This is a genomic window from Tepidanaerobacter sp. EBM-38 (genome assembly GCA_001896545.1).
In the GTDB taxonomy this organism is placed as follows: Bacteria; Bacillota; Thermosediminibacteria; order Thermosediminibacterales; family Tepidanaerobacteraceae; genus Tepidanaerobacter.
In genome coordinates this window covers 126119-149415 of the sequence record MPOT01000054.1, presented here as the reverse complement: position 1 = coordinate 149415, position 23297 = coordinate 126119, and the positions used below count along the sequence as shown (strand labels likewise).

Below are 23297 nucleotides of genomic sequence, written 5' to 3'. Positions count from 1 at the left end.
TTGTAACGTGTTTTGTTGTTTTTATTTTATGTCAAAGGTGACATTTTCACTGAATAAAAATCATGCCTTTTAGGTGACATTTTCAAAGATTATTGACACACAATAATTTTCAAAATAATATTGACAAAATAATTTTATAAGTTTATACTGAGAATGTAATGGATTACATTCTGTTTTATATTTTTTTCAAGCAAATGTAATGGATTACATTCCGAATCATCATAAAAATTTGGCTATTATAGTTGCATCTAGGTAGGGGTTTATATGGTTAAAATTGCAGATGTTGCCAGAGAAGCCAATGTTTCAGTGGCAACAGTATCACGAGTCTTAAATAAAAAGGGTTCGGTAAGGCCTGAAACATGTGAGCGCGTATATAAGGCTATAGAGAAATTATCCTTTGAGCCTAACATGTCAGCAAGAAATCTCAGGCGAAATGAAACCAGGGTAATCCTTATAGTAGCTCCAAATATAACCAACCCCTATTATGCTCATATCCTTGCAGGAGTCGGTGATGAGGCCCGTAAGTCGGGATATAGTGCACTTATTTACAATACCGGGGGAGATGAGGAGCGAGAGAAAAACGGCATGGATATGCTAAAGAAAAGAAGAGCAGATGGAGCAATACTGCTTGCAAGCAATTTAGATTCCATGTGGTTAAGTGAATATGCGGACAAATATCCTATAGTACACTGTTCCGAGTATGTTAAGGGATTAGATATCCCCAGAGTATCTATTGACAACTACAAAGCAACTCTGGAGGTTATGGAGTACATCATAAGTCTCGGACACAAAAAAATTGCTACAATCAGCAGCTCCAACAGTTATATTTCCACATTGTTAAGGCTTAAAGGATATAAAGACACTTTAGAGCGTCATGGCATCAAAGTGCGCAAAGACTACATTGCCTTAGCCGATGCAGAGTATTCGTTTAAGAGCGGAAAGGCTGCAGCATTTAAGCTGCTTCAGCAAAAAGACAGGCCCACAGCCATTTTTTGTATATCAGATACCATTGCCCTTGGAGCCATTACTGCAGCCAAAGAAATGGGTCTTCGAGTTCCGGAAGATCTTACCGTTACTGGCTTTGACGACGTTGATTATACTACAATGTTTCACCCATACATCACAACTGTTGCTCAGCCTTGCTATGACTTGGGAAGAAAATCTTTTAAAATACTGCATGCATGTATGAATAAAACAAACGATATTGAAAAAAAAGTAGTACTTCCACATAAATTTATTATTAGAGAATCATCGGCACCAATTTCAATTTGCGATTAACTGCGGCAAAACATCTCGCAGTTAATTAATATAGATAAAATATAAAATAAAAAAGGGGTGTTTTAATGAAGAAGTTTGTTAGTGTTATTCTAATCCTAACTTTGTTGCTGGCAGTAATTCTTACCGGCTGCGGAGGACAGCAGACGAGTAATGAAGCAAGTACTCCAAGTAGTGAGGGTAGTGATGCTGCCGGCACTGCAAAGTTCAAGGTTGGCATTCTAGCACCTGCTGTTACACATGGATGGGTTGCTGCTGTTGCTTACCATGCTGAAGCTCGTGCGAAAGAACTTTCTGACCAGATTGAATACAAGATTCAGACAAGCAATAATGCAGAGGAAATGACTGCTCAATTAGATGACCTGATGACATGGGGAGCTCAGGCTATCGTGGCGTTTCCACAGTGGGAAGGCATGGAAGAACCCATAAAGAAGGCTCTGGATGCTGGTATTAAGGTTGTAAACTTTGACATTGTTATTGATGTGGATGGAGTATATAGGGTTTCCGGAGACAACGAAGACATGGGTATTCAAGGGGCCAAATACATCGTGGATAAGATTGGCAAAGAAGGAACAGTCGTCATACTGGAAGTTCCAACATCAGGTTCCGTGTCTGAGTTAAGAAAGAAAGGTTTTGTTGAAACAGTAGCTAAAATTGCACCTGATCTGAAACTTCTTACATATGCTACGAAGTTCACTCGTGAAGATGGTTTAAAGGACTTTGCTGATATACTTACAAGCAATCCCAAGATTGATGCTGTATTTTCCATGGACGATGAAACTTCAATAGGTGTGCTACAGGCTATACGTGAAGCCGGTCGAACCGACATTAAAGTTGTGACAGGTGGCGGCGGAATGCAGGAATATTTTAAGATGATGCCTGAAAATGAAGACATTTGGATACAGTCTGCGTTGTACAGCCCAGCCATGGTAAGGGATGCTATCGATGTGGCAGTTAAGTTGCTAAATGGTGAAGAGGTTCCAAAGGTTACAATTATTCCTACGACTGTGGTAGACAGAACTAACTATAAAGATTTTCTGGACCCGAATTCGCCGTACTAAATCTCTAGAAATGTGTAAAGGTGCCTGACCCCCAACTTACACTTATTAATTAAGATGAAAGGTTATGGCATTGCCATAACCTTTCTCATACAAAAGATATGGATGTGATTTCATGATAGTTGAAATGAAAAATATCATAAAATCATTTGGGAGTAATAAAGTCCTGAAAGATGTGTCACTTAAGCTAAAAGGCGGTGAAATATGCGCACTTATAGGTGAAAATGGAGCAGGAAAGTCAACCCTTATGAACATATTGGGCGGGGTCTGCAAAATGGATTCAGGTGCTATATACCTGGATGGGAAAAAAGTTGACTTTGACACTCCAGCGCAATCCCTAAATGCAGGGATAGCATTCATACACCAGGAACTAAACCTAATCAATGATTTGCCTGTTTATGAGAATATGTTCCTTGGAAGGGAATTGAAAAATAAAAGAGGAAGATTAGATTTAGAGAGAATGATTTATGAAACAGAAGAAGTTTTTAAACAAATGAATGTAGATTTAGATCCCAAAATCATGGTGCGTGACCTTGATGCCTCATATAAGCAGATAGTTGAAATATGCCGTGCCATGATGATGAATGCATCGATTATTATTATGGATGAACCCACAACTTCATTGACAGAGCCGGAAATAAAGCGAGTATTTAGCATGATGAGGATGCTGAAAGAGCGTGGCGTAGGTATTATTTTTATTTCTCATAAGCTCAATGAGGTCATGGAAATTTGTGAAAGGTACATAGTCCTTCGGGACGGTTGTTTGGTTGCAGAGGGAAACGTAAGCGAAGTTACCACAGATGACCTAGCGCGTTTTATGGTAGGTTATGATGTTAGAACAGAACGATTGTCAAGAGATAAGAATCTCGGGAATGAAGTATTGCGCTTAGAAAAACTTACCCATGAAACAGCTTACAGGGATATCAGCTTATCAGTAAGAGCCGGGGAAATCCTAGGCGTGACCGGACTTTTAGGTGATGGGCGAAGTGAGCTTTTTCAATCTGTCTTTGGGGCAGAAAGCATATTATCAGGAAAAATATTTCTTGAAAGAGAAGAAATTAGAATAAACAGCACTACCCAAGCTCTTGATAAGGGAATTGGATATCTTCCTAGGAATAGGAAGGAAAATGGAATTATCAAGGATATGAATATCCTTGAAAACGCCTCGATTGTGACCTGGCCATTATTTGCAAAGCGGGGCGTCATTGACTGGATAAGACATCGTAAAATATTTAAGAAACAGGTTAAAGAACTACGAATAAAAATGGGCAAGAGCACGGACAGCATTGACAGCCTTTCCGGAGGTAACCAGCAAAAGGTTGTGCTGGCAAAATGGCTTTCAGCTAATCCCAAACTTCTTATTTTGGATAATCCTACTCAAGGTGTGGACGTAGGAGCAAAAGAAGACATTTATGATATAATACTGAATCTTGCCAAAGAAAACATTGCAGTAGTCGTGCTTTCCAGTGAAGCACAAGAAGTTGTTCGCATATGTGACAGAGCTCTCGTAATGTACCATGGAGTAATTCAAGGTGAAGTATCCAAAGAGACAATGAATGAACATGATATAATGCGGCTGGCTACTGGCGGAAAATTGGACTAAGTCAGAGAGGAGAGCGCAAAAATGAATGATACCAAAGGGAAAAATAAGAGAAGCTTTTTTGAATGGTTTCAAGATCGGTGGATAGCAGAACCACTTTTTAGTACTGCTATAGTTCTCTTGCTCATTATTGTTTTGCAAACAATAGTTTTAGGATTTGATTATGATTCCATCGGCAGCTGGTTTAGTTCATGGCTGAACAATTGGATAAATATACTAAGGAATAATGCGGGTATCGGCATAATATCTTTAGGAATGACATTTGTCATCATCTCAGGAGGCATTGATTTAGCAGTAGGTTCCACATCGGTTGCCATAGGTGCCGTTATTATGATGCTGATTGACAACGGCCCAAAGGGAATACTTGCCAACATGGGCATAACAGGGCTTCCAGCTTTTATCATAGCGATAATCCTAGGAGTTGGCTTGGGATACGGACTTGGCACAGGGATAGGAATATTGATTACAAAAGGCAAAATACCTCCATTTATTGCCACACTGGGAGCTATGAAGATTTTCAGAAGTCTTACACAGCATTTTATGCAAGGTTATAATCCTACGGTGCCAAGGGAATTCCTTCAAATTGCAAACTTTAAAATAGGAAAATTCATGCTAATGCCCATTATCTATTGGGCAGTTATTGCATATATCCTTTATTATGTGTCAAAGCGTACTGTCTTTGGTAGACAGGTAATTGCAGTAGGCTCTAATGAAAAAGCCGCAAAACTTTCCGGTGTTAATGTGGAAAAAGTTAAAACAGGTGTATATTCACTTATGGGAGTATTGGTTGCTATTGCAACTATAATTCAGGTATCACGCATCGGTTCCATGGATTTTGCGAATGCGGGAAGTGGCTACGAAATGGATGCCATTGCCGCGGCAGTAGTTGGCGGAACTAGTATGAGTGGTGGAAGAGGGACTATTTTGGGTACGGTTTTCGGTATGCTGATTATTGCCGTAATGAATAACCTGTTAAATCTTTTTGGAGTGCCGCCATTCTTAAGAGAGGCATTCAAGGGCTTGATTGTGGTCTGTGCGGTACTTCTACAGAAAAAGGAAAAAGCATAAAATATGGAGGGAGAAATATATGCTTAGTGTAGGAATTATAGGTTGTGGTAAAATAGCACAGGTTAGGCACATACCCGAATATATTGAAAACGGTAACTGCAAACTGATAGGGTTTTATGATAAAAACCCAAAACGAACACATGAAGTGGCTCAAAAATATGGCGGGATAGCATATGGCTCATACGAGGAGCTACTTGCAAACAAAGAGATTGATGCTGTCAGCATCTGTGTTTCAAATCATTTACATGCCGAAATTACTATTGCAGCCCTTCGTGCCGGTAAGCACGTTCTTTGTGAAAAACCAATGGCAACAACTCTTGCAGATTGCGAAGCTATGGTTAGGACAGCCGAAGATGTAGGTAAAAAACTTCTTATTGGGCACAATCAAAGATTGGCACCTGCCCATAAGAGGGCAAAGCAGCTCATAGAAGAAGGGCTAATCGGAGATATCATCACATTCAAGACCACCTTTGGACACAGCGGGCCTGAAACATGGAGTATCGATGCGGGACGTGATGTTTGGTTTTTTGACAAAAATACTGCGGTTATGGGTGCAATGGCAGACTTAGGAGTCCATAAGACAGACCTTATACAATTTCTGACCGGTGAAACCATCGTAGAGACGACGGCAAAACTTGCAACTTTAAACAAAAAAACATCTGAGGGAAAGCCAATTGGAGTAGATGATAATGCATTTTGCATATATAAAATGAGTAACGGAATCATCGGAACGATGACAGCTAGCTGGACCTATTACGGGCCGGAAGATAATAGTACCATTTTATATGGAACAAAAGGTATTATGAGAATATATGACGATCCTAAATATGCAATAAAAGTTTTACTTAATAATGGGGAGAAAATTAACTATGAACTGGAAGGCATACAAACAAATGAAAATCAGACAAAATCGGGAGTCATTGACCTTTTTGTAAATAGTATATTAAATGATATGGAAACAGAACTGTCTGGAAAGATCGCACTTAGTGCCATGAGGGCAGTATTTGCAAGTATAGAATCATCGAACACAGGAAGAACAATTGCCATAAACCAAGATTGATTTCACATAGAACCAAGATTAAGCTAATAAAAAATAGAAAAAATAAAAGAAAGAGGATGAAGGACATGAAACTGGGACTTGTAAGCGCCATTTTAGCTGACTACAGTTTTGAAAAATTAATTGATACTGTGGCCGAATTAGGCTTCGAGTGCGTTGAAGTGGCGTGCTGGCCTAAGGGAGCAGCAGAGAGGAGATATGCCGGTGTCAGTCACATAGATGTAGTCGGTATGACAGATGACAAAGCTGATTATATAAAAGAATACTGCAAAGCTAGGAACATTCAAATTTCAGCCCTTGCCTTCTATCCCAATACTATAGGAAATGACTTAGATATGCGGAAAGCCAACGTTTCCCATCTATACAAAGTAATCGATGCTAGTGCAAAACTTGGCGTGAATATGGTGACAACCTTCATTGGAAGAAATCAATATAAAAGTGTTGAAGAAAATATTGAACTCTTTAAGGAAGTATGGCCGCCTATTATAAGTTATGCAGAAAACAAAGGAGTAAAAATTGCCATTGAAAACTGCCCTATGCTCTTTGGAAAGGACCAATGGCCGGGCGGACAGAATCTTTTCACATCGCCGAAGATTTGGAGAGAATTGTTTGAAATCATTCCGAACGAGAACTTCGGCATAAACCTGGACCCCAGTCATTTTATATGGCAGATGATGGACTACATAAAGCCGATTTATGAATTTAAAGACAGGATTTTTCATGTTCACTTTAAAGATATTAAAATGTACCCTGATAAATTAAAAGAGGTTGGAACAATGGCATATCCATTGGATTATATGAGTCCAAAAATTCCGGGGCTGGGTGATGTAGATTGGGCGGCTTATGTATCGGCTCTGACTGATATTGGGTATAGCGGATATGCTTGCATAGAAATAGAAGATAGGGCTTTTGAGGAAAACGAGGAGAGAATTCTTGCCAGCTTAAAACTTTCAAAGAGGTATTTGGAACAGTTTGTGATTTAGAATGTTAAATTTGAAGAAGGGGTTGATATTGTGAAAAGAATCATTGCAGTCAATTCAAATACTTATCATGGATATTCTATACATGATGCGATTGATGGAATAAGCAGCACAGGATTTAAGTACATTGAACTGACGGCAACAAAGGGATGGACGGAACATGTTTTTCCGACAATGATCTTTGAAGAACTCTGTAAAATTAAGGATGATCTTAAATCCAGTGGTCTTACTCCGATTTCTATGAGCGGTCACTGTAATCTGATGGACAGAGAGCGTTTAAATGATTTTATATTAAATATCAAACTGGCTGCATTTTTTGGATGTAATTATATCATATCTTCCATAGGAGAAGCCCATCTTAAGGATAGAGCCGAGATTTCGGATTATGAAGTGGCGGAACATATAAAGGAAATTGTACCGTACTTAGAGGAGTATAACCTCATGCTATGCCTTGAAAATCACGGCAAACATGCTACGGGCAAACAGCTTAAAACCATTGTTGATTTAGTAGCATCTCCAAAAGTCATGATTAATTATGATACGGCAAATGCCATCTACTATGGGAACGTTAATTTAAAAGAGGATTTAGAATCATGTATAGACAAGATTGGGCATATTCATCTAAAGGATAAGGCCGGAGCTTACAATGAATGGAACTTTCCTGCTATAGGGAAAGGTAATATAGACTTCAAAATGATTATTGATGAATTAGAAAAGGCTAATAATAATTCTCCACTAAGTATAGAAATAGAATTTACCAAAGACGGTGCAAAGAATCTTGATGAAGTTAACAAAGCAGTCAAAGATTCCTATGACTATCTAAAAAATATGGGCCTTAATATCTGATTTATTAAAAAATAAGTGTGAATTATAAAATGCCACCTTTAGTGAATGGAGGAAAATAAATGGTTAGGATTGGCATTGTTGGTATCGGAGGTATGGGCAGCGTACATTATGATAACTATAAGCTAATTGACGGATGTAAGGTTGTTGCAGCAGTGTGCAACTCCCCGCAAAGCAAAGAGAAAGCAAGAAGACTTAATTTAACTCCTTATGATGATATAGCCTCCATGGTAGCAAATGAGCAAATTGATGTGATAGATGTCTGCACCCCCACTTATCTTCACAAAGAGCATGTGCTTGAAAGCTTAAATCAAGGTAAGCATGTCATCGTAGAAAAGCCCATGGCACTTTGCAGAAAAGATGCTGAAGAAATGTTCGATGTGGCTTTCGAAAAAAACTTGCTTCTTTTTGTAGCACAGGTCGTCCGATTTACAAGAGAATCCGAAATTCTCCATGATGCTGTAAAAAGCGGAAAATATGGCAAACCATTAGATGGATACTTTGCAAGACTTACCGGCTGCCCCAAGTGGAGCAAGGACGACTGGCTTTTTGATAAGCAAAAAAGCGGTGTCCTTCCATTTGATTTACATGTGCACGATTTGGATTTGATTATAAGTCTTTTCGGAAAACCAAAGAATTTTACATATACAAACTGCGCAAGACCGAATGTTAACTATAAGGAACATTACAGATTCAATTACACCTTTGATAATTTAAATGTTGCAGCAGAAGCTGCTTGGTTTGCTGTAAATTACCCTTTTAGAGCTAGCTGGCGTGTATACTTTGAAAGGGCATTACTGGAATATGATGGCGAAAAAGTGATGCTGTACCAGCCAGATAAAGACCCCTTCTGTTATGATTTGCAGGAAGAAGCAGTGGTATCCACTGGCATCAACTTACCAGCTACGGATATGTTTTATCGTGAACTCTCCCATTTTATTTCATGTATAGAAAAAGGCGTTCCGTCAAATCGATTCAACCGTGAACAGATTGTTACAGGTATCGAGATTATGGAAGAAATACTCAAAGGTGAGTAAATAAATATAAAACTATTAAAGTTATGCTACAATTTAACCTAATTTAAAATATTGGTTGCATTTTTGATATTATATTATATAATTTTACTTAACTATTAAAATCTAGTATCGTAGATAATTAGTATGAATATTACATTCTAAAAGCAAAATTTCAAGTTAGAGGGGACGCCTATGCAATGGAATAAAGTAAGAGAATGTATGAGTAGAGACCAGCTCCGTTCATATCAGTTTGAAAAGCTAAAAGAAACCATAGACAGAGTTTATCACAATGTAGAAAGTTACAGGCAAAAGATGCAGGAAAGAGGGATAATCCCTGAAGACATCAATAGCCTTGAAGATTTGAAGCTGCTGCCGTTTACCACTAAGCAGGATTTAAGAGATAATTATCCTTACAATATGTTTGCTGTGCCCCTTGAAGAAATTATCAGAATTCATGCTTCTTCGGGCACAACCGGAAAGCCGACAGTAGTTGGTTACACCCGCAGGGATATAGCCAACTGGGCTGAATTAATAGCAAGATGTCTTACAATGGGTGGCGGAAAGCGAGAATCCGTAGTCCAGATTTCATATGGCTATGGCCTTTTTACAGGCGGATTGGGTTTCCACTATGGTGCGGAAAAACTGGGGGCTGTAGTAGTTCCTACCTCTGGTGGTAATACCCGCCGTCAGGTGATGCTGATGAAGGATTTAAAAACCGAAATCCTTGCATGCACTCCTTCTTATGCTCTGTGTATTGCTGAAACCCTGGAAGAAATGGGAATAAAGCACGAGGAGTTAAACCTAAAGGCCGGAATATTTGGAGCAGAACCATGGTCGGATAATATGCGCAAAGAATTGGAATCAAAGCTTGGGCTCAAGGCATTGGATATTTATGGATTAAGCGAAGTAATCGGTCCGGGTGTAGCCTGTGAATGCATGGAGCAGCAAGGCCTTCACATATTTGAGGACTTCTTTATTCCTGAAATCATAGACCCGATTACAGAAGAACCTCTGCCCGAGGGTGAAAGAGGCGAGCTGGTAATTACAACCATTGATAAGGAAGGCTTGCCTGTTATCAGATATAAGACGAGAGATATTACGTCCATTTCCTACGAGCACTGTCCCTGCGGCAGGACTCATGCCAGAATTGAAAAACTCTTAGGCAGAACGGACGATATGCTCATTATCAGAGGAGTCAATGTGTTCCCGTCGCAAATTGAAAGTGCCTTGATGATTGCCGGCGATGCGGAGCCTCACTACTTAATTATTGTAGACCGCAAAGACAACCTTGATTCTATGGAAGTTTTGGTAGAGGTTTCAGAAAAATTATTTGCTGATGAAGTCAGGAAACTGGAAGAGGTTCGAAGAAAAATCATTTCGTCAATTTACACAACTCTGGGAATCAATGTTAACGTAAAACTGGTTGAACCACATACCATTGAACGAACCGAAGGCAAGTCAAAGAGGGTTATTGATAAAAGAAAGCTGTAAGAGGTTTATTCCAAGCAAAATGAACGGAGGGGTTTTATGTTTGTAAAACAGATATCGGTGTTTTTGGAAAATAAACCCGGAAAACTTTCTCAAGTTACTGATATTCTCGAGAAAAATGATATTGATATAAGCGCAATATCCATTGCAGATACTACGGAATTTGGGATTCTTCGCATGATTGTAAATAAACCGGAAGAAGCAGTTGCTGCCATAAAAGCCGAGAAATTTCCGGTCAGTACAACTGAAGTTTTGGCTGTTGAAGTAGCCGATAAGCCCGGCGGCTTAAATTTAGCCCTTCAAACGCTGAATGAAGCCGGCGTGAGTATTGAGTACCTTTATTCGTTTATAAAGCGAAACGGAAAACGGGCCCTCATACTATTTAGAGTCGAGGACCCCGAAAAGGCAGTAGAAGTTCTGCAATCTGCCGGAATAAAACTTTATACAACTGAGGAAATAAACTCCTTGTAAACTATAATAACTGCATCTCAAGGGAGTGTTTTGCTTTTTTATGATTAGCGAAACACTCCCTTAATGCTTTTTACTGCATAATCTGTATTATTAACAGAAATTGCATCACAGAATTTCTAATGCTATAATAAAAACAGTTTTATTGATTAATGCCGTATTTAAGGGGAGGGACATAAGTTGAGAAGAATCCTGGCTGTGATAGCAGCAAAAATGACCTCAGCACTTGCTAAACTGACAGGTCATCAGGGAACAAATATAGGAGGAGAATTGGCTCTTAGACTGTGCCCCGATATTCTTACATGGTTTGGTTCAAAAGTAAAAGATAAAATAATATTTGTTACCGGAACAAATGGAAAAACTTCAACAAATAACATGATATATTCCATAATTCGTCAATCAGGTCATTCCTGTGTATGCAATCAGCTGGGTGCCAACATGAATTCAGGGCTTATTTCGGCATTTATAAACAGCAGTACCCTTGGAAGTCTTGAGTGGGATTACGCCTGCTTGGAAGTGGATGAGGCGTCACTGCCGAAAGTAATGGCACATATAAAACCGCATATTATTGTATTTACAAATATATTTGTAGATCAGTTAGACCGACATGGTGAGATGGATGCCCTCCTAGATAAAATCAAAACAGCCATTAAAACATCTGAAGACACAGTATTGTTAATAAATGCAGATGACCCGGCATTGGTTAGTCTCGGCGATGGGCTGCCGCACATGAAGTATTACTATGGTATTGAAACCGAAACAGACATGGGCAGTAAAGGCTTGGCTAGAGATAGCGTTCTCTGTAAAAAATGCGGCAATAGATTACATTACAATTACTGCTATTACGGACAGTTGGGTCACTATACATGTCAAAAATGCGGCTTTACAAGACCTGTGCCTGACTTTAGAGCATTTTTAGAGGATAAAACAGGAAAAAGGAAATTGATTGTTTGGGGCAAGGATAAAGACTTCATAGTAGAAACAGATATAAACATCAACGATACATATTCCATTTATAACACATTGGCAGCTGCATCTTGCGGAGCTTTGGCGGGAAATACTCCGGAAACTGTATTAAATGGCATTGAAACCTACAGACCTCAAGTCGGGAGAATGGAAAAATTTTATATTCAAAAACCCATTACGTTAAATCTTGCTAAAAATCCGATAGGTTTTAATGAGTCAATGAAGGTCGTAAGTCGTGATTCAAGCTTGAAAACCGTAGCTATAGGCATCAATGACCTTCCACAGGACGGCAGGGATGTTTCGTGGCTGTGGGATACAAACTTTGAGATATTGCAGGAAGTTGATGAATCAATATATGGCTATATATTGTTTGGCCAACGAAGATACGATATTGCACTTCGGCTAAAATATGCGGGTGTAGAGCCTGAAAAGTTAATAATCGCAGAAAACCTTGAGGATGTTGTTGATGGTATCGTTAAATCCGAAAGTGATGTGGGATATATTTTACTGAACTACAGCCTGCTTTTTGACATCCAAAAAATATTAAAGGAGAGAAATGAGGGTAATGAAACTTACCATGTGCCATCTGTATCCTGAGCTGTTGAATTTATATGGCGATACCGGCAATGTCCTTGCACTGTTTAAACGCTGCCAATGGCGAAATATTCAGTTGGATGTCATTGAGCATCACATGGGGGATAAAGCAGATTTTAAAGATGTGGATATATTTTTTGTCGGTGCAGGTGCTGCAAGTGAACAGAGTATGGCAGTACACGATATGAAAAACATAAAAGCGAACCTCAAAGATGCAGTTGAGCAAGGCAAAATTCTGCTTGCCATATGTGGTGGATACCAACTTTTGGGTCAATACTATCAAGCCAAAGGAGGAAATGCTGACGGCTTAGGTCTTTTTGACTTTTATACCGAACCCGCAGATATTCACTTTGTGGGCAATATAGTAGTAAAAACTGAGGATTATTACCTTGTCGGATTTGAAAACCACATAGGAAAGACATACCTAAATGGCTTAAAGCCTCTTGGACAAGTAATTTCAGGCTTTGGAAACAATGGCGAGGATAAAACCGAAGGAGTGCGTTATAAAAACACCATCGGAACTTATCTGCACGGCCCGCTCCTTCCCAAAAACCCAAAGCTCTGTGATGAAATTATAGCCATAGCCTTGAAAAATAAGTATAATATCGCAAACCTTGAGGAATTGGATGATTCCTTGGAAATAAAGGCCAGGGAGCATATATTAAAATCAATGGGGCAAAAATAGGTCAAAATATATTATATAAGGAGAGATTATTATGCTAATTAAAAAAATAGAAGAGTACTACTCTAAAGAGCATAACTTAAATTGTGCAGAAACAATCCTTTATGCAGCCAATGATGTATATAAATTGGGATTGGACAAAAATGCGCTGAAAATGGCTGCGGGTTTTGGAGGGGGCATGGGCATCGACAGTGTGTGCGGTGCGCTGACAGGGGGTATAATGGTGCTTGGGGTGCTTTTTGTAAAGGACAGGGCACATGAAAGCGATAAAGTAAAGACTTTGGAAAAGGAGTTTTTAAATCGGTACAGGGATAAGATGGGAGATATAAACTGTCCCCAATTAAAAGAAAAACACCATAATGATGAGGTTAGGTGTCTTAATGTTATAAAGGAAGCAGGGATTATCCTAGATGATATAATTAAAAGAGAGTTAAGCTGCTGTAAGAGCAAGCAAGAGCCTTTATCGTGGATAAAGGCCGATTAAAAATTTTTTCCTGATAAAGACAATCCGGCGGAAAGCACCTTTACCAAGCCTATGGCTACAGCACTGTCGATTAAATGATGCAAAATAGTCCCAACACCTACTACGACAAAGGCAGTATACAGGTCAAAGCCCAGTGGAAGGACTATCAAAGCCTCACCCAGAGCATGGATCGGAGTTACAAGCAGCAGAGTTTTGGAAAAGGAGAATCCCTTTTTTATTAAGTAAGCGCCGACAACTCCAAAGATTACATGTATAAATGCCCTAGCTGCCACAACAGGCCCTAATATTAATAAAAAACCCAGTGAAGAACCCAACCCTACCATTACCGCCGCTGTTGGACTGATTAGCATAGATATCATTGAGGGCACATGTGATGCCAAGGTAGCCGAAAAGGGCGGAATATATATCCGAAGATATCCCCCAAAGGCAATTGGTATAAGCAGTGATAAAGCCGTAAGTAAAGCACTTGTGACAAGTTGTTTAGTTTTCATTGTACATTAGTCCTTTCAATTTTTTTTAGTTTTTGCGTGTTTTAATGCAAAAATTAGATATGGTTATTTAGCAACTATTATACTGTATATACACATGAATAGTCAACTAGTTTTAAAAAAATTTATTCAAGTAAAAAGCCTTTTTCTTTTAGCAGTTTTTCGGCTCTGCTGATGCAGTCAAAATTAATGGCCTCCACCGTATGAATATGGACACCATTTGTTAATCGGGAAAGCAGATTAGCCTTGTGACGGTTTACGGCGTTTAAAAAGTTATCTACATCTTGAGAATTGGATAGCATTAGCATGCCCCGAAGCTCGCCATATAAAGGGTGCTCGACTATTACATCTATCACTTTGCAGCCGCATTCAACAAAGGTTAAAAGTTCCTCCTGAGTATCTCTTTCGTCATGGCAAACGGCTATCTGTTTAGTGCATACCGGGAAGGGTTTTTTTATCATATATCCTTGAGCGGTTGCGATAATATCCTTTCCGGAAGCCCTAAGAATGGCAATATCCTGTACTATTATTTGGCGGGTAACCTCAAAGATTTTTGCCAGCTCATTGCCGGATAAAGGCTCTTGATGTGACTGCAATAGGTCTAAGATTTTATCTCTGCGCTGTTCTGCATTCAATTTCATCACCACCATGGCATATTTATATATATTATATCAGACTTTTTACTACTTACTACGTTAAAAAAGATTTTGATGCAGTATAAGTTACGCCATGAAAGGTGTGCATACAAAAAGCACCACGCAGTATAGTGCATACTGAACGTGGTGCATTGATACAATACTACTTTAACTTTTTTGATATGGCTTCAATAATAAATATGATTCCATCATTAGGGCTTGGTATTTTCACATTCATAATCTGCAGGATGCTCAGGACAAAACCAACAGCAAGAAGTACAAAAAAGGCTGTAAGTTCTCTCCAAAGTTTCTTTTGGATGAGACTTGGAACCTCTAAAAAGATTATTAATAATACAAGTAAGATAATCAGACCATATTCCATAGCTACATCCTTTCTAACGCCTTATCTCACCTTGCTGGGTGCTGTAGAAACGCCGGCAGTTCTAAGCTTTGCGTCAACTTTGACCTGTATGTCGACTTTAGGGAACTCCTCTCGCCATTTCCCCTTAAGCTCTTTCCACTCTTTCGGATACTTTCGATGTATTGCTTCACCAAATCCGAAAATATCGGTTCCCCACTCCTTTTGAGCTTTATCTAAAACGGCATTTATTTCGTTTTTTATTACCTGCGCCTTTCGCTTTTCCAGTTCCTTGAAAGTCTCCACATTAGTCAGCTGCACATTCGACATTTGTTCCGCCAAGTTGCCTTCCTCATGTATTTCAACGGTAATTGTTATTTTACCGTCTCGAATTTCAGGAGTTATTTTGCTGCCGGCTCTTATTATTTCAAGTGCAACATCTTTGTTTTCTTCTTTTGGCGATTTTACAACGATAATGCCGCTGCCTACTTTGCCCAAGACCCAGTTAAGACCGCGAGTTTCAGGGCGATCCAGCCACCCTACCAGCTTGTCTTTTTTAAATACAGCGGCACCAGTAACACACATTTTTTTATCACTTTGCTTTCCATCACCTATCAATTCAATGCGGCATGCGACAGGGTCCACGCCGGGAGTTGAAAGACATTTTGCAAAATCATTGAGATTGACCTGAACGGCTGTTGAGGTGGCACCGCTAGCTTTTATCATACCCCTAATAGCTTTTGCCGGAATATTTTCTTGTTCATGCTTGGCTTTTATAATATCACTAGCCTCGCCCTTTGCTATTAACAACCAACTCAACCGTCTTGGTTCAGGATCCCTAAGAAAAAAATCCAAGAAGGGAGCTATACCAGATTTTGCTACTTCTTCTCCGATGACGATAACCTTATTTTCAGAGAAAAATAATTTGCGATCTGTCTGCATCGTGGCATTTCTGGTGGCATCAAAAATAGTGTATCCGGTGGATGACAAAGTCCAAACACCTTTTTGCTCACCTGAGCTTGAAGAACCAGAAGTCTTTAATGCACTGGGTTTCATTATCTGAAAGGTAGTCTGTATTTTTTCTTCAGTTTTTGATTTATCAATACCTACTGCTGTTACAATCGATATAGCATCCAGCTCACGACGATTCCAGCAGCCGTTTAAAGTCACGAGCAAAATAACTGCAAGACAGATTATAAAGCAATTTTTCATCTTGAATCTGCTCCTTTTTTACGAATTACTGCTACCAGAAGCAAGAAGGATGGTAAAATTACCATAAAAAGCAGTACATACCAGGTATACACCTTGTATGACAGGAATTTATTAAAAACAACTATATTCTCAGATTGCAAAATGGAAAGGTTCACTATTATTATTCCCAAAGCCGGTACTATCGGCCGGTAGTCCTTCAATTTCAAAAGCTGAGCTGTTCCCAAAACTGCAAGATAATAATGAGTTGAAGCATGAACAAACATGCCTGAAATCCATATAGCAACAAAAAGCACATCTATTCTTTCCAGAAAATCTCCTACACTTATAAGCTGTACGGCATAGAAAAAAGGGAAATCGATGATTTTAGACTGTTCAATTCCGAAAATACCAGCAGTTAATAAAACAATAATACAAAAATAGAAGGAGAGTACGAAGAAGCCGATAATCAAATAATTTTTTAATTTTCCGGGTATATTTATGTAAGGCAGTAACATGGGTATGCCTAGTATCATTCCGGTTCGAGCAGCTATGACAAAAGCACCGTATATAACAGGTGCGATGCCGTCTTCTAAAACAGGGAGGACACACCTTAGGTCAAAATTCTTTACTAGTAGCGCCATAATTAACAGGACAGAAAAAAGTATTACAGGAAGTGCGATTTGTGCTACGCGGCAAATAGTTTCAATCCCGTTTTTGACCGCATATGCGGCAAACAAAGCAGTTAAACCTATAAAAACCAGAATAGGGGTTTCCGGATATAAAATCGATGTAAAAAATTCCCCGAATTCCCTCAAGATTATTGCAGTTCGGTGAATAAAAAACCAGACAAATAAAGCTGATACTAACTTCCCTGCGGGACCGAGAATAACTTCGGCCGATTGAACAGCGGTCATATTTCTTAAGCGCTGTGCCAAAAAATAGGCCGGAAGCATAAAGAGTATATGCATTGGTGCTGATAAAAGAGCAGATAACCATAAATCCTGATTAAATGGCGGAGCTTTAAAATAAGAAAGATAGGTCATAGTAAGCATCAGCCGGCTGAGAACAAAAATGCATATAAACTGCAGATTGGATATTTTTCCATCTTCTAACATATAACATTCCTCATTTATTATCATCATCCTTATTTGGCTTAGGGATTAGATTGTATTTTTGCCTTACGAGATTTTTCCAACCGATCACACGCGGTCTTGTATGCATAGCCCACCATGGAGCTCGTATAAAGACATCCTTCATATCTTGTGTGGATATGGGGGCAATTGGAGAAAGATACGGTACGCCGAAGGAACGCATTGAGGCCAAGTGTGTTAAAAACCCTGCGGCACCTATCATTATTCCGAAAATTCCCAGCGAACCTGCTAAAATCATATAAAAAAATCGCATGATCGTTGTAGTATCATTGATAGATGAAACTACGAAAGCTGAAACAGCAGTGATAGAGATAACGATTACCATGGGTGCACCTACTAGGCCTGCCGAAACAGCCGCTTCTCCTACAACAAGTGCTCCCACAATACTTACGGCTTGGCCGACGGGTCTTGGCAGCCGCACGCCGGCTTCTTTTAAGATTTCATATATGATATTCATAATCATGGCTTCTATAAAAGCAGGAAAAGGAGTCCCTTCTTTAGATGCGGCCATATTTATGAGTAAGGCCGGCGGAAGCATTTCCTGATGAAAAGTTGTTAGAGCTATGTAAGCCGCCGGAGCAAATTCGGATATAAAAAATGCTATATACCTTAATGTTCTTAAAAAAGAAGCGTAATAAGGCCGCGAGTAATAGTCTTCACTGCTTTGAAATGCCTCGACAAAAAGGTATGGGACTGTGAGCACAAAAGGAGTGCCATCAGTTAATATGGCTACTCGTCCTTCCAGCATCTTCGCAGCCACCATATCAGGTTTTTCGCTGTTTCCTACCGTAGGCAGAAAAGAAAGAGGATCATCCTCGATGTATTCTTCAATGTAGCCTGACTCAAGTATAGAGTCGGTATCAATTCGAGACAGCCTTCTTTTTACTTCTTCAACAATTTTTTCATCGGCGATACCTTTGATATATGCTACTATCACATCGGTTTGGGTTTGCCTTCCTATTTTCATGCTTTCGAATTTAAGGTTAGGACTTTTTATTCTCCTACGCAGCAAAGCGGTATTTGTCCTCAATGTTTCAGTAAAACCCTCACGCGACCCTCGGACAACGACTTCGGTATCCGGTGTTTCGATACTGCGCGCTTCCCAACCGCGGCTGCCTGCAATCAGAGCAGTCGATGAGCCGTCTAAAAACAGTACCGTATCTCCGGACAAGACTGCATTAACAGCATCCTGCAGGCAATTTATTTCATTAACTTCACTAATAGATAAAATCCGTTCTTTTATTATAGTTAAAGCATTTTTTTTATTAAGTTCACAGCCTACAGTAGTCGGATTGATGTCTACCATCAAAGGTTTCATCAGGCTTAATTGCACTATCTCTCTGTCAACAAGACCGTCTATGTAAACTATAAAGGCACCTATTTTTACATCTGAACCTACTTCAAATCGGCGAATCACTGCATCACTGGAATTAGCAAAAATGTCTTGCATTTTTTCAAAATTAACTTTGATATCTTTGGATAAAGGTTCACCCTTTTTGTCCGGGATATCTTGATCGGATTCGGATTGTTGATTTGAACTTGAATGCACTAAAGTTCTATGCAGTTTCTTCATCCAACTGAACATACTTTAACCCCATTTAAAAAATTATCTTTGCAATACGACAAGTAAACATATTTATGCTTAGTATTTACTAATGATGCCTGAGAATATACACGATACAGGAATAAAAAGCAATTTAAAAACCAGGTTGTCAATCGACTTTCCTTCCTGATATAATCTAAAATATCAACAAAAGATAGGAGAGTTGTGATGCTATATATAAGAAATGATTCCAATGATCCGTATTTTAATATGGCTCTGGATGAATATGCGGTAAAATACTTAGATCCGTCTAATGACTACTTTTATTTTTATCAAAACAATCCCACTATAGTTATTGGGAGAAATCAAAATACAATAGAAGAAGTTAATCTGGAATATGTTAAAAATCATGGAATAACAGTGGTGCGAAGAATGTCCGGAGGGGGCGCGGTATACCATGATTTAGGTAATGTCAACTTTACTTTCATAGTAGACTATAGAAAGGAAGATTTTAATAGCATAGAAAGATTTGCTAAGGCAATTGTAAAGGCTCTTGATAAACTGGGAATTGATGCGGAGTTTTCAGGAAGGAACGATATTATCATCGCAGGGAAAAAAATTTCCGGCAATGCTCAGTATGTCGCAAAAAAACGAATACTTCATCATGGAACCTTGTTATTTGATTCGGACTTGACGGTGCTTGGCAAAGCGCTGAATGTAAAACCGGAAAAAATCACATCAAAAGGCATAAAGTCTGTAAAAAGCCGTGTCGCAAATATTAAAGATTATTTAAAAACCGATATAATGGTTTCGGAATTTAAAGAAATGCTGCTCAAGTTTGTGTTCGAGGTTGAAGGCAGCGAGCTAAGAGAATATACGCTTATGCCCGAAGACATGGAAAATATCATGAGCTTAAGAAATAAAAAGTATGCAACATGGGACTGGAACTTCGGATGTGCCCCTGAATTTGATTTAAGCCGTTCCTGCCGCTTTAAGGGTGGAGAAATTCAAGCTCACATGAATGTACGAGATGGAATTATAACGGATATTAAGTTTATTGGTGACTTTATGAGTGTGGGCGATGTTTCAGAAGTGGAAGAACAGTTAAAAGGGCAAAGGTTTAAGCAGGAGGAAATAAGAGGAGTCCTTTTAAAAATGGATTTAAAAGAGTATTTCGGTTCCATATCCTTAGAGGAAATCATGTCTCTGTTTTAATAAATAAACTAATAAAATGTTCTTTATATTTTAAAAACTGTTGTAAAATCTCCGGATAATCTTTGAAAAATTTGTTGAGAATATCGATACTCTCTACCGTATCTAAAGTCAAGTGGTGTTCAATCATTTCTGTCTGGTGAAGTATGTCGTCCTTTACACCTATATTCCTCAGAAAGGCTTCAATGATTTTATGCCTTTTCAAGAAAAAACTCCCCAATTGTTTTCCCTTATCGGTCAATTGAATTATCCCATATTTCTCATAGGCCAGCAGGCCTATTTCCGTAAGCTTTTGCACGGTCTTCGTAGCCGATGAAGCCTGGACGTTTAACTGTTCAGCTAAGTTTGTCATGCGTATATAACCTTGAGCCTGGCATGTTCTGTAAATCATTTCAAGATAATCTTCCATACTGGGTGTCAGCGGGATGTTTTCCTGCCGAAGCATCTCATATCCCCTGTATGTATAAAATTCCTCATCGTTTTTCATTAAAAATCCCTCCATTTGTAACACTGCGTAGATAAACAGCATATATTAGTTTTAAAAGGAATGTTTCCTTAGGCTAACTTATTAAGGAACGAGAAAAAATATGTCACAATTTATAAGGGAGGATTTTGCACATGGAAAAAAACCTTATCTTATTAGATAACTTGCCTGTTGGAAATTGCGGGAGAGTAAAAAAGCTTACAGCTAAAGGCAATATACGGCGCCGAATGTTGGATTTAGGCTTAATTGAAGAAACTCAAGTTGAAGCTCTGAGAAAAAGTCCGTCAGGAGACCCTACCGCATACCAGATTCGAGGAGCTGTAATTGCTTTGAGGTCGGAAGAAGCATCTAAAATCCTGGTAGAAATGTGTTAGATCGGGGTGAATTACCAATGGGTTTAACAGGTCAATCTACATGGCTTGGAGCCTTGAAAAACGAGTATTCGATGAATGATACTGTCTTAGATGGTGTTGTAGTTGCATTAGCCGGTAATCCCAATACGGGAAAAAGCACATTATTTAACAGTATTACAGGCTTAAACCAGCATACGGGGAATTGGCCGGGTAAAACAGTGACACTTGCCTATGGAAATTACTATTATGCTGATAACAAATTTCTGTTGGTTGACTTGCCTGGGACTTATTCCTTACTGTCAAATTCAGTGGAAGAAGAAGTAGCAAGGGATTATATTTGCTTTGCAAAACCAAAGGCATGCATAGTAGTCGCTGATGCCACATGTTTAGAAAGGAATTTAAATCTGGTGCTTCAAGTCTTGGAGATAACGGATAAAGTAGTAGTATGCGTAAACCTTATGGATGAAGCCGATAGAAAAAAGATAAACATTGATTTTGAAAAACTATCGGCAATTTTAGGCGTGCCGGTGGTGGGGACTAATGCCCGCGATGGCAAAGGCATTGATGAATTGATGCAATCTGTTTATAAAGTTGCAGCTAACCAAATGCAATCTATGCCGCTGAAAATCAAATACGATGAAGTTATTGAAGAAGCGGTAGAACACATAAGACCTTATGTACAAAATATAGTAAAAGATGAACTCGATAGCCGCTGGGTGGCATTGAGATTGATAGAAGGGGAATGGAAAACCCTTGACACTATAAACAGCTTCCTTAAATCCCGACTTTATAAAAATGATGACTTAAAGCAAGAATTAAAAAAAGCAAATGAGATTTTACAAGCAAAATACCATGGAACAGATGAGATAAGAGATGCTATAGTTTCATCAATTGTAAGGAAAGCCGAGGAAATCAGCAAGATGGTAGTTAGCTTTGAGAACAAGAGATATAATGAGATGGACCGGAAAATAGACGATATTTTAACATCAAAAACCTTTGGTATTCCGATTATGTTAGCTCTTTTAGGTTTTGTATTTTGGCTTACAATCTCAGGGGCAAATTACCCTTCGGAAATTATCGCAAAGGTACTTTTTCGGATAGAGGATATTTTAACCGATTACTGCTTTAAATGGGGTGTGCCGGAATGGATTCATGGTGCACTGGTTTTAGGCGTATATCGAACATCGGCGTGGGTTGTATCTGTAATGCTGCCGCCCATGGCTATTTTCTTTCCGCTGTTCACCCTGCTTGAAGACTTGGGATATTTACCCAGAGTGGCTTTTAACTTAGACAACTTTTTTAAAAAAGCTTGTGCACATGGCAAGCAAGCCCTTACTATGTGTATGGGCTTTGGATGCAATGCCGCAGGAATCATAGGCTGTAGGATTATTGATTCTCCCAGAGAAAGACTGATAGCAATAATTACGAACAATTTTGTCCCATGTAATGGCAGGTTCCCTACATTGATTGCGCTTTCTACCATATTTATCGCAGGTTCTTTCGGAAAATTCCAAACAGTAATTGCTGCCCTTACTCTATTAGGCGCAATAATAATAGGAGTATTAATAACTCTTGCAGTATCGAGGATACTATCGGCTACGATTTTAAAAGGCATACCGTCCACATTTACATTGGAGCTACCGCCTTACCGTAAACCCCAGGTTGGAAAAATTTTAATAAGGTCCCTGCTGGATAGAACCTTGTTTGTACTAGCCCGTGCAGTAATCGTAGCCGCTCCTACAGGGCTAATAATATGGCTGATGGCCAATACGACCGTTGAAAATCTAAGCATTCTAAAATGGAGTGGAAAAATCCTTGAGCCCATTGGCCATCTCTTGGGGATGGACGGATATATCCTCCTGGCCTTTATTTTAGGATTTCCTGCCAATGAAATTGTCATACCTATTATAGCAATGAGCTATATGGCAACGGGCTCTTTAATCGAAATCGAAACCCTTTCAGCTCTTAAGGAACTATTAATTGATAATGGCTGGACTTATCTTACAGCAGTATGCACAATGCTGTTTTCTCTAAATCATTTTCCTTGCGGCACCACACTGCTTACCATCTATAAAGAAACCCAAAGTCTTAAATGGACAGCTATTTCCTTTCTGGTTCCGACCATAACAGGTATAATAATATGCTTTACAGTAGCCCAAACCATTCGATGCTGCCAAATAATGATGTTACTGTAAAAACCCCCTTTTTCTAAATTAATGGTTAAGTAGGTAGTATTGCATTATTTTTGCCAAATCAGGTGGAACCTATTGGCAATTTTTTTTATTTAGAATTTTACTTAATAA

23 protein-coding genes are annotated in these 23297 nt (G+C 39.0%); 16 read left to right on the top strand and 7 right to left on the bottom strand.

All coding sequences use genetic code 11. The features are described from left to right. Window positions 1–264: 264 nt before the first annotated feature. From BUC45_RS06470 to BUC45_RS06410, 13 genes are all read left to right on the top strand, one after another. Window positions 265–1278, top strand: a complete 1014-nt coding sequence (locus tag BUC45_RS06470) for a LacI family DNA-binding transcriptional regulator (protein WP_296971097.1) — start codon at window positions 265–267, stop codon at window positions 1276–1278. A gap of 65 nt (window positions 1279–1343) precedes the next feature. After that, window positions 1344–2336 (top strand): substrate-binding domain-containing protein, encoded by a 993-nt coding sequence (locus tag BUC45_RS06465; protein WP_296971096.1) that lies wholly within the window; start codon window positions 1344–1346, stop codon window positions 2334–2336. A gap of 112 nt (window positions 2337–2448) precedes the next feature. Beyond that, entirely contained in the window at window positions 2449–3936 is a 1488-nt protein-coding gene (locus BUC45_RS06460; RefSeq protein ID WP_296971095.1) for a sugar ABC transporter ATP-binding protein, read from the top strand. A 21-nt stretch (window positions 3937–3957) separates the two neighbouring features. After that, window positions 3958–5001, top strand: coding sequence for an ABC transporter permease (locus BUC45_RS06455; protein WP_296971094.1), 1044 nt, complete (start codon window positions 3958–3960; stop codon window positions 4999–5001). 19 nt (window positions 5002–5020) lie between these two features. Beyond that, window positions 5021–6061, top strand: coding sequence for a Gfo/Idh/MocA family oxidoreductase (locus BUC45_RS06450; RefSeq protein ID WP_296971092.1), 1041 nt, complete (start codon window positions 5021–5023; stop codon window positions 6059–6061). A 65-nt stretch (window positions 6062–6126) separates the two neighbouring features. Further along, complete coding sequence (locus tag BUC45_RS06445; protein ID WP_296971091.1) at window positions 6127–7041, top strand: sugar phosphate isomerase/epimerase family protein; 915 nt, start codon at window positions 6127–6129, stop codon at window positions 7039–7041. A gap of 30 nt (window positions 7042–7071) precedes the next feature. Beyond that, window positions 7072–7884 (top strand): sugar phosphate isomerase/epimerase family protein, encoded by an 813-nt coding sequence (locus BUC45_RS06440; protein WP_296971090.1) that lies wholly within the window; start codon window positions 7072–7074, stop codon window positions 7882–7884. A 59-nt stretch (window positions 7885–7943) separates the two neighbouring features. Further along, on the top strand, window positions 7944–8918 hold the full coding sequence (locus BUC45_RS06435) for a Gfo/Idh/MocA family oxidoreductase (RefSeq protein ID WP_296971089.1): 975 nt from the start codon (window positions 7944–7946) through the stop codon (window positions 8916–8918). 171 nt (window positions 8919–9089) lie between these two features. Then, complete coding sequence (locus tag BUC45_RS06430; protein ID WP_296971087.1) at window positions 9090–10388, top strand: phenylacetate--CoA ligase family protein; 1299 nt, start codon at window positions 9090–9092, stop codon at window positions 10386–10388. A 36-nt stretch (window positions 10389–10424) separates the two neighbouring features. Beyond that, window positions 10425–10856: an ACT domain-containing protein gene (locus BUC45_RS06425; protein WP_013777838.1), complete on the top strand. Its 432-nt coding sequence runs from the start codon at window positions 10425–10427 to the stop codon at window positions 10854–10856. Between the two features lie 177 nt (window positions 10857–11033). After that, window positions 11034–12416 carry a MurT ligase domain-containing protein gene (locus tag BUC45_RS06420; RefSeq protein WP_296971086.1) on the top strand — a complete coding sequence of 461 codons (1383 nt, stop codon included), beginning with the start codon at window positions 11034–11036 and terminating at the stop codon, window positions 12414–12416. Continuing rightward, on the top strand, window positions 12385–13098 hold the full coding sequence (locus tag BUC45_RS06415; RefSeq protein ID WP_296971085.1) for a glutamine amidotransferase: 714 nt from the start codon (window positions 12385–12387) through the stop codon (window positions 13096–13098). The genes BUC45_RS06420 and BUC45_RS06415 overlap by 32 nt, the downstream gene beginning before the upstream one ends. A 31-nt stretch (window positions 13099–13129) precedes the next feature. Next, entirely contained in the window at window positions 13130–13579 is a 450-nt protein-coding gene (locus tag BUC45_RS06410; RefSeq protein WP_296971084.1) for a C-GCAxxG-C-C family (seleno)protein, read from the top strand. On the opposite strand, the gene BUC45_RS06405 is transcribed toward BUC45_RS06410, so the two are convergent. The 6 genes from BUC45_RS06405 to BUC45_RS06380 all read right to left on the bottom strand — a co-directional run bounded on the left by BUC45_RS06405 (window position 13576) and on the right by BUC45_RS06380 (window position 18987). Further along, a complete protein-coding gene (locus BUC45_RS06405) occupies window positions 13576–14070 on the bottom strand; it encodes an ECF transporter S component (RefSeq protein WP_296971083.1) in 495 nt (164 codons plus the stop codon). The two genes, BUC45_RS06410 and BUC45_RS06405, sit on opposite strands and share 4 nt — an antisense overlap. A 122-nt stretch (window positions 14071–14192) precedes the next feature. After that, window positions 14193–14702, bottom strand: a complete 510-nt coding sequence (locus BUC45_RS06400) for a transcription repressor NadR (RefSeq protein WP_366749849.1) — start codon at window positions 14700–14702, stop codon at window positions 14193–14195. Window positions 14703–14865: 163 nt separating this feature from the next. Next, the gene (locus tag BUC45_RS06395) at window positions 14866–15084 is read right to left on the bottom strand and encodes a hypothetical protein (RefSeq protein WP_296971082.1); all 219 of its coding nucleotides are present in this window, start codon (window positions 15082–15084) and stop codon (window positions 14866–14868) included. A 21-nt stretch (window positions 15085–15105) separates the two neighbouring features. Beyond that, on the bottom strand, window positions 15106–16272 hold the full coding sequence (locus tag BUC45_RS06390; protein WP_296971081.1) for a Ger(x)C family spore germination protein: 1167 nt from the start codon (window positions 16270–16272) through the stop codon (window positions 15106–15108). Further along, the gene (locus BUC45_RS06385; protein ID WP_296971080.1) at window positions 16269–17366 is read right to left on the bottom strand and encodes an endospore germination permease; all 1098 of its coding nucleotides are present in this window, start codon (window positions 17364–17366) and stop codon (window positions 16269–16271) included. Before BUC45_RS06385 ends, BUC45_RS06390 begins: the two co-directional genes overlap by 4 nt. A 10-nt stretch (window positions 17367–17376) precedes the next feature. Beyond that, a complete protein-coding gene (locus BUC45_RS06380) occupies window positions 17377–18987 on the bottom strand; it encodes a spore germination protein (RefSeq protein ID WP_296971079.1) in 1611 nt (536 codons plus the stop codon). 186 nt (window positions 18988–19173) lie between these two features. On the opposite strand from BUC45_RS06380, the gene BUC45_RS06375 reads away from it, so the two are divergent. Further along, complete coding sequence (locus BUC45_RS06375) at window positions 19174–20160, top strand: lipoate--protein ligase (protein WP_296971078.1); 987 nt, start codon at window positions 19174–19176, stop codon at window positions 20158–20160. Here the strand turns inward: BUC45_RS06375 and mntR are convergent. Next, window positions 20144–20644 (bottom strand): transcriptional regulator MntR, encoded by a 501-nt coding sequence (gene mntR / locus BUC45_RS06370; RefSeq protein ID WP_296971077.1) that lies wholly within the window; start codon window positions 20642–20644, stop codon window positions 20144–20146. The genes BUC45_RS06375 and mntR overlap by 17 nt on opposite strands. Window positions 20645–20775: 131 nt before the next feature. Here mntR and BUC45_RS06365 point away from each other — a divergent pair, with 131 nt between their 5' ends. Together BUC45_RS06365 and feoB are read left to right on the top strand one after the other, a co-directional pair. After that, window positions 20776–21015, top strand: a complete 240-nt coding sequence (locus tag BUC45_RS06365) for a FeoA family protein (RefSeq protein ID WP_296971076.1) — start codon at window positions 20776–20778, stop codon at window positions 21013–21015. Window positions 21016–21032: 17 nt separating this feature from the next. Further along, a complete protein-coding gene (gene feoB / locus BUC45_RS06360; RefSeq protein ID WP_296971075.1) occupies window positions 21033–23189 on the top strand; it encodes a ferrous iron transport protein B in 2157 nt (718 codons plus the stop codon). The last annotated feature ends 108 nt before the right edge of the window (window positions 23190–23297 follow it).

What these genes read in the sequence shown, in the direction of transcription:
- BUC45_RS06465 (WP_296971096.1), top strand. Translation starts at nt 1,344, where the DNA reads ATGAAGAAGTTTGTTAGTGTTATTCTAATCCTAACTTTGTTGCTGGCA.
- BUC45_RS06385 (WP_296971080.1), bottom strand. Translation starts at nt 17,366, where the DNA reads ATGTTAGAAGATGGAAAAATATCCAATCTGCAGTTTATATGCATTTTT.
- BUC45_RS06445 (WP_296971091.1), top strand. Translation starts at nt 6,127, where the DNA reads ATGAAACTGGGACTTGTAAGCGCCATTTTAGCTGACTACAGTTTTGAA.
- BUC45_RS06460 (WP_296971095.1), top strand. Translation starts at nt 2,449, where the DNA reads ATGATAGTTGAAATGAAAAATATCATAAAATCATTTGGGAGTAATAAA.
- BUC45_RS06380 (WP_296971079.1), bottom strand. Translation starts at nt 18,987, where the DNA reads ATGTTCAGTTGGATGAAGAAACTGCATAGAACTTTAGTGCATTCAAGT.
- BUC45_RS06395 (WP_296971082.1), bottom strand. Translation starts at nt 15,084, where the DNA reads ATGGAATATGGTCTGATTATCTTACTTGTATTATTAATAATCTTTTTA.
- BUC45_RS06365 (WP_296971076.1), top strand. Translation starts at nt 20,776, where the DNA reads ATGGAAAAAAACCTTATCTTATTAGATAACTTGCCTGTTGGAAATTGC.
- BUC45_RS06405 (WP_296971083.1), bottom strand. Translation starts at nt 14,070, where the DNA reads ATGAAAACTAAACAACTTGTCACAAGTGCTTTACTTACGGCTTTATCA.
- BUC45_RS06425 (WP_013777838.1), top strand. Translation starts at nt 10,425, where the DNA reads ATGTTTGTAAAACAGATATCGGTGTTTTTGGAAAATAAACCCGGAAAA.
- BUC45_RS06470 (WP_296971097.1), top strand. Translation starts at nt 265, where the DNA reads ATGGTTAAAATTGCAGATGTTGCCAGAGAAGCCAATGTTTCAGTGGCA.
- BUC45_RS06375 (WP_296971078.1), top strand. Translation starts at nt 19,174, where the DNA reads ATGCTATATATAAGAAATGATTCCAATGATCCGTATTTTAATATGGCT.
- BUC45_RS06450 (WP_296971092.1), top strand. Translation starts at nt 5,021, where the DNA reads ATGCTTAGTGTAGGAATTATAGGTTGTGGTAAAATAGCACAGGTTAGG.
- BUC45_RS06430 (WP_296971087.1), top strand. Translation starts at nt 9,090, where the DNA reads ATGCAATGGAATAAAGTAAGAGAATGTATGAGTAGAGACCAGCTCCGT.
- BUC45_RS06455 (WP_296971094.1), top strand. Translation starts at nt 3,958, where the DNA reads ATGAATGATACCAAAGGGAAAAATAAGAGAAGCTTTTTTGAATGGTTT.
- mntR (WP_296971077.1), bottom strand. Translation starts at nt 20,644, where the DNA reads ATGAAAAACGATGAGGAATTTTATACATACAGGGGATATGAGATGCTT.
- BUC45_RS06390 (WP_296971081.1), bottom strand. Translation starts at nt 16,272, where the DNA reads ATGAAAAATTGCTTTATAATCTGTCTTGCAGTTATTTTGCTCGTGACT.
- BUC45_RS06410 (WP_296971084.1), top strand. Translation starts at nt 13,130, where the DNA reads ATGCTAATTAAAAAAATAGAAGAGTACTACTCTAAAGAGCATAACTTA.
- BUC45_RS06415 (WP_296971085.1), top strand. Translation starts at nt 12,385, where the DNA reads ATGAAACTTACCATGTGCCATCTGTATCCTGAGCTGTTGAATTTATAT.
- feoB (WP_296971075.1), top strand. Translation starts at nt 21,033, where the DNA reads ATGGGTTTAACAGGTCAATCTACATGGCTTGGAGCCTTGAAAAACGAG.
- BUC45_RS06435 (WP_296971089.1), top strand. Translation starts at nt 7,944, where the DNA reads ATGGTTAGGATTGGCATTGTTGGTATCGGAGGTATGGGCAGCGTACAT.